At 49.9% G+C, this 6,198-nt stretch carries 5 protein-coding genes; all 5 read right to left on the bottom strand.

The genetic code is table 11. The features are described from left to right. Window positions 1-186 precede the first annotated feature (186 nt). Complete coding sequence (gene thiL / locus M3090_RS13490; protein WP_249057155.1) at window positions 187-1,236, bottom strand: thiamine-phosphate kinase; 1,050 nt, start codon at window positions 1,234-1,236, stop codon at window positions 187-189. 17 nt (window positions 1,237-1,253) lie between these two features. After that, window positions 1,254-2,063 carry a purine-nucleoside phosphorylase gene (locus tag M3090_RS13485; RefSeq protein ID WP_249057152.1) on the bottom strand — a complete coding sequence of 270 codons (810 nt, stop codon included), beginning with the start codon at window positions 2,061-2,063 and terminating at the stop codon, window positions 1,254-1,256. Continuing rightward, the gene (lpxK, locus tag M3090_RS13480; protein ID WP_249057150.1) at window positions 2,002-3,126 is read right to left on the bottom strand and encodes a tetraacyldisaccharide 4'-kinase; all 1,125 of its coding nucleotides are present in this window, start codon (window positions 3,124-3,126) and stop codon (window positions 2,002-2,004) included. Before lpxK ends, M3090_RS13485 begins: the two co-directional genes overlap by 62 nt. A 6-nt stretch (window positions 3,127-3,132) precedes the next feature. Next, window positions 3,133-4,899: a signal peptide peptidase SppA gene (gene sppA / locus M3090_RS13475; protein ID WP_249057149.1), complete on the bottom strand. Its 1,767-nt coding sequence runs from the start codon at window positions 4,897-4,899 to the stop codon at window positions 3,133-3,135. 474 nt (window positions 4,900-5,373) lie between these two features. Beyond that, window positions 5,374-6,108: a GntR family transcriptional regulator gene (locus tag M3090_RS13470; protein WP_249057146.1), complete on the bottom strand. Its 735-nt coding sequence runs from the start codon at window positions 6,106-6,108 to the stop codon at window positions 5,374-5,376. Between the last annotated feature and the right edge of the window lie 90 nt (window positions 6,109-6,198).

Raw genomic sequence — 6,198 nt, 5'->3', positions numbered from 1 at the left:
AGTAGGTACTGAAATTTAGTTTATACATTGTGTTGTATCTGTCATGTTGAGCATTGTTCTCCCCCGTTTGTCGGGGGAGAACAACGCTCGGAATGACAGACACATCGATAGTATAAACTAAATATCAACATCTACTTATTATAGTCTTCTGTGGTCATCTGTTATATCAGCGTCATCTGCGTGCCATTAGGCCTGCCCGTTGTCCGTTCCCCTCAGCGGGTTCCAGCCTTGGGCTTTCAGTTCGAACTCTTGCCCGTCGCGCGTAATCAGCGCACAGCCCAGTTCCGGCTTCGTGATGTGGCCGATAAGTTTTACGCCCTCCATCTCCGATACCTTCTCGTGGTCGGCAATGGGGACAGTGAACAGCAATTCATAGTCTTCGCCGCCATTCAGGGCACACGTTGTCACGTTCATGTTCAGTTCTTCTGCCATGACAGCCGTCTGATAGTCCAGCGGGATATGCTCCTCGTAGATGCGGCAGCCCACTTTGCTCTGCGTACAGATGTGCAGCAGTTCCGACGACAGTCCGTCCGAAATGTCCATCATAGCCGTAGGTTGTATGCCTGCCTGCCGCAATTTCTCGACAATATCCCGTCTGGCCTCCGGTTTCAGTTGCCGTTCCAGCAGATATTCCTTACCCGCAAAATCCGGTTGGATGTCTTCCTGACTGTCCTTCAGCGCCACCTTTTCCCGCTCCAGCAGTTGCAGCCCCATGTAGGCCGCACCCAGGTCACCGCTCACGCAGACCAGGTCCGTTTCTTTCGCCCCGTTCCGATAGACGGCTTTCCCTTTCTCCACATCACCCATGCAAGTGATGCTGATGGTCAGTCCGGTCAGTGACGACGTGGTATCACCGCCTACGATGTCCACGCCGTATTCTTCGCATGCCAATCGGATGCCTGCATACAGAGCCTCCATGTCTTCTACGCTGAACCGCTTGGAGATGCCCAGCGAAACGGTGATTTGCCGGGGCGTACCGTTCATGGCGTAGATGTCCGAAAAGTTCACTACGGCCGATTTGTAGCCCAGATGTTTCAAAGGCACATAAGTCAGGTCGAAATGCACGCCTTCCATCAGCAGGTCGGTTGTCACCAACACCTCTTTGTCGGTGGAGTAGGAGAGCACCGCCGCATCGTCGCCGATGCCGTAACGGCTCGATTCATTTTTCAGTTCAATACCTTCGGTCAGGTGTCGGATGAGGCCAAATTCACCCAAAGTAGCTATCTCTGTTCGCATAGATTCCTTTTTCGTCGTTAGGCACGGTTTATCAGTTCGCGCATGATTTCCGTCATCTTGGGCTGCGCGGCATCTGCAGCTTTCTGCACTTCTTCGTGCGACACCTCTACAATCTTGCCTTCCACGCCCAGGTCGGTGATGACAGAGATGCCGAACACCTTGATGCCGCAATGGTTGGCAACGATGACTTCGGGCACCGTGGACATGCCTACTGCGTCGGCTCCCAGAATGTGGAACATGCGGTATTCTGCCGGCGTTTCAAACGTAGGTCCTTGTGTACCGATGTACACGCCGTGCTGCACCTTGATACCTTTTTCAGCAGCTATGGCGTCGGCTTTCCGAATCAGTTCCCGGTCGTAGGCCTCGCTCATGTCCGGGAAACGCGGTCCATAGGGAATATTCTTGCCGTGCAGCGGGTGTTCGGGGAAGAAATTGATATGGTCGGTGATAATCATCAGGTCGCCGATGGAGAAGTCGGGACTCATGCCGCCGGCAGCATTGGATACGAACAGCGTCTTGATACCCAGTTCGCGCATGACGCGCACCGGGAAAGTGACCTGTTGCATGGTGTAGCCTTCGTAGTAATGGAAGCGCCCCTGCATGGCCATGATGTCTTTTTGTCCTAACTTACCGAAAATCAGTTTCCCGCTATGACCTTCCACTGTCGAGAGGGGGAAATTGGGGATGTCCTTGTATGCAATTTCGTACTTGTCCGTGATTTCGTTGACCAGGCTGCCCAACCCTGTGCCCAGAATGATGGCCGTTTCAGGTTGTGTATGCATTTTCCCTTTCAGGAAAGTTGCTGTTTCTTGTATTCGTTCTAACATAATCGATGATAGTTTGGTTAAAAATAGGTTGTTGTCTCTGTAATATCTTTATTTCTACGGGTAGTGCGTAGATGAAAGGTTTCAATTCTGCCGGCAATAAGGGGTGTTCCTTCAAGCGTGCCGCATCTTTCTCGGTGGTGACAATCAGGCGCCTGCTTCCTTTCAAGCGGTTGAAACGCTCTCTTATCATCAGCAGGTCGTTCTTGGTGAAATGATGGTGGTCTCTGAAAGCCACGTGCTCCAGATGTTCCACCTTCGGCTTCAACTCTTTCAGCAGTGGCACCGGTGACGCAATGCCCGTGACCAGCAGCAACTGTTCCGTGCCGTTCAAGGCAAATCTGCCGGACTGGGCTTTCTGTGGAAAGGCAGGGTATAGTTGCCCGTATTGGAAACCCGAGAAAAAAAGCTTTTGATATGGATACAGGTGCAACTTCTTGGTGATGATGTTGAAATCAATAGGTTTGAGGTCGTCCGGACATTTTGTCACGATAACCACCTGTGCCCGTTGTTTGTTTTCTGCCGGTTCCCGCAATTGTCCGGCCGGAAGCAGGGCATCGTCGCATAGCAGCCGATGATAGTCAGTCAGCAATATGTTCAGGCCGGCTTTTACGTATCGGTGCTGGAAAGCATCGTCCAGCAGAATGACATCGACCGGAGGATTTTCCAGCGCCAGCAGTTTTTCGATGCCGTGACATCTGTCTTTGTCTACGGCCACCCGTATGTCGGGAAATTTTCCTTTCATCTGTTTAGGCTCATCGCCAATCTGTTGTGCGCTGCTTTGTGCGTCTGCCAGGACATAGCCTTTGGATTTCCGTTTGTAGCCCCGGCTCAACGTGGCTACGTTCCATCCGCAGTTGCTGAGCAGCCGGATCAAGTATTCGGTATGTGGTGTTTTTCCCGTTCCTCCTGCCACCAGGTTGCCTATGCAGATGACAGGTACAGAAAAACTTTTTGACTGGAGCCATCCCCAGTCAAAAAGTTTGTTACGCAGGTAAACCCCTATCCCGTACAACCACGAGGCGGGATATAACCATCGGAATATCTTGATTGGCTGTTCCTCCATTGGCTTTTAATGGATGTTCGGTTCGAAAAACATGCGAGCCTGAATGGCGTCTTCTGGTTGGAGCTGGTCTATTGCTTCAATCTGTCGATACAAGCGTCCCACCTCTCCTTGCAGCAGTTGTGCTTTGACATACGAGCCTGCATTGAAGTCTTTCAATTGCTCCCATGCACTCTTCTTGGCAGGATAGCTCATCAAAGTATAGGCATCTATGCCTGCCTTTTCTATGGCTATCTCGATAGCTTTGTCCAAGCCGCCAAGCTCGTCCACCAGCCCCAGTTCTTTGGCTCTGGTTCCTGTCCATACACGCCCTTGGGCTATCTGGTCCATGGCCTCTTTGCTCATGCCGCGTCCTTCTGCGCAGCGGGTCAGAAAGAGGTCATACCCCCGGTTGACATAAGCTTGCATCAGTGCTTTTTCGCCCTCGTTCATGGAGCGGGTGGGCAGCCCGAAATCGCCGTAGACATTCGTCTTTACCACGTCGAAGCTGACGCCTATTTTCTTGGACAGCCCCTCCAGGTTGGGGAATTGTCCGAAGATGCCTATCGAGCCGGTCAGGGTGGTAGGCTCTGCTACGATGGTATCTGCATTGCACGCAATGTAGTATCCGCCCGAAGCCGCATAGTCTCCCATGGACACGATGACAGGCTTTTCTTTCTTCAGTTCGCTGATGGCATACCATATTTGTTCCGAATCATAAGCACTGCCTCCGGGCGAGTTGACCCTCAGCACGACGGCTTTCACGTCTTCGTCCTCTTTCAGCTTGCGCAGGTCGCGTATCACTTTGTCCGCTTCTATGCCTTCGTCCGAGCCTCCCATCATGCTGCCAATCGTTCCATGCGCATAATATACGGCTACGATGTTGCCGCTTTTGTCTTTCGGTACATTCTTTTTTACGTTGAGCATGTCGTGCAGGCTCAGCATGTGCAGGTCATCTTCTTTGTCGATGCCCACCTTTTGCTTCAGGTAGTCGCGCACGTCATTTTTATAAATCAGGGTGTCGGCCAAACCACATTTTATGCTCTCTTCGGCAGGTTGGAACAGCAACAGACGGTCGGCTGCCTTATTCAGTTCTTCCACTGACAGGCCGCGCGAGGCAGAGACGTCAGCCGTGATTTGGCTCCACATGGATGTCAGGTAGTCGGTCACTTGCTCGCGGTTGGCATCGCTCATCTTCATGCTGGTTGCCGGCTCTATGGCAGACTTGTAAGTACCTACTTTGAAGAATTGCATTTCGATGCCTACTTTCTCCAGCAGGTCTTTGTAGAACATCGGCGTCGATGCCAATCCGCTCCATTGCAACATGCCCTGCGGGTTGAGCATCACTTGGTCTGCCACGCTTGATACGTAGTACAGCCCTTGGGTATAGGTGTCTGCATAGGCCACGATGAATTTGCCGGACTCCTTGAAGTCGGCCAGTGCGTCGCGGATTTCTTTCAACGAAGCATAACCGTTGCTTGTCATGTTCGACGCTTCTATGTAAATGCCTTTGATGTTTTCGTTCTCTTTAGCCTTGCGGATAGAAGCCAGCATGTCGTCCAGTCCACATGCTTCGTAATCGTTGCCCATCAGCATAGTGAACGGGTTTTCTTGACTTCGTTCGCTCAGCGTTCCTTTCAGGTCCAGTTTCAGGATGGAATTTTCCCGTACCTGAACTTCTGAATCGGACGAGTATAACATGCTGAACATGACTGTGATGCTGATAAAAAACAGCAATACGCTCGATACGACAATACCCACGATGGTGGCAAGCGTGAATTTCAAAAAATCTTTCATCGTTTTTGGTTGTTTTAGGTGTCAGCCTTTTGAGCTAACAAAGATACATAATAAGGTTGATATTTGCCCTATCTGTCGCAAGGTTTTTCTGTTTGTCACACTCCGGGAGGCGTAATTTTCCGTTCTTGTATTTTTCTCTTCTGTTTTGGAGCCTGTTAAAAAATCGCTTCCTCTGTCATGTTGAGCAAGCGAAGCGTAGTCGAAACATCTCCCTAATACTTTTCAGGCACGTAGTGAGATCCCTCGACTGCGCTCGGGATGACAGGGAAAATGAATTTTGAACAGGCTCTTAGGCAATCCGTTTGGATTTTCTTATTCATTAGTCCTACCTCCTCCCTACCTCGTCCCTGTCCTATAACAAGGACCAGGTAGGGAGGAGGTAGGGAGGAAAAACGACTTTGGTAGGGGGTAGCCCCTGTTTTGTTCCTCCTGTTGTTCCGCTTGTAGAGGGGGCGTTTGGATGGGCATCCTCAATCAGCGTTCAGCCTCGATGGTATAGGTAAAACTGTCGGCCCTGTAATACCCGATGTTGTATTCCACGGGCATGCCTTCCGTGTCATATACAAAGCGTTTTCTAATCAATATGGGGTCTTCTGCGCTGATTTCTAACTTTTCGGCGATGAAGTCTCCGGCCAGGCGTGCAGATATTTCCTCCTTGCTGGTTTTTACGACAATGCCGTATTGGGCTTCCAGCATTTCGTATAGGGGTTTGTTGAAGTCTTCGTCTCCTGTCATGCCGATTTGGGGATTGAAATAGGATATGAAATAGACGAATGGGTATTCTTTTTTCCCTCTGACCCTTTCCATGACCAGGCATCGGGTGTTGTCGGTCTGTGTGGGTGGAATCTCGAAGAAATTGGCTATTTCCTCTGTGGCCCTTTTGAAGCAAAGGTGTAGCTCAAAATTGCGTATTTCGATGCCAAGCATTTTCATTTCTTGCGAGAAGCTGAGCCAGTTCTTGATTCCTCCTGCAATGCCTCGTTTGGCGACCTTTGTACCTACACCTTTTTTCCGGATGAGCAGACCTTCCATGACGAGCTTGTTGATGGCTTGCCGCAACGTATTCCTTGATATGTTTAATTGTTTGGACATATCTATCTCGCTGGGCAGTAATTTCCCTTCCTTGTATTCTTTCTCCTCAATGAGTCTTCTTAGCATCTCTTCTGCTTGTAAATGAAGTGGTTTTGAACGATTTTGTTTTATCTCCATAAGATTCGTTTTTAGGTTTCTGGGACAAAAATAATTTTTTTTATGCAAAAAAGCAAGGCAATCTCTTGTTTATTAAAAATATTCTGTATA

The sequence above is a fragment of the Bacteroides sp. ET71 genome, assembly GCF_023336905.1.
Lineage (GTDB): Bacteria > Bacteroidota > Bacteroidia > Bacteroidales > Bacteroidaceae > Bacteroides.
The sequence above is the reverse complement of the archived record's forward strand: the minus strand, read 5'-3'. Positions and strand labels throughout refer to the sequence as shown.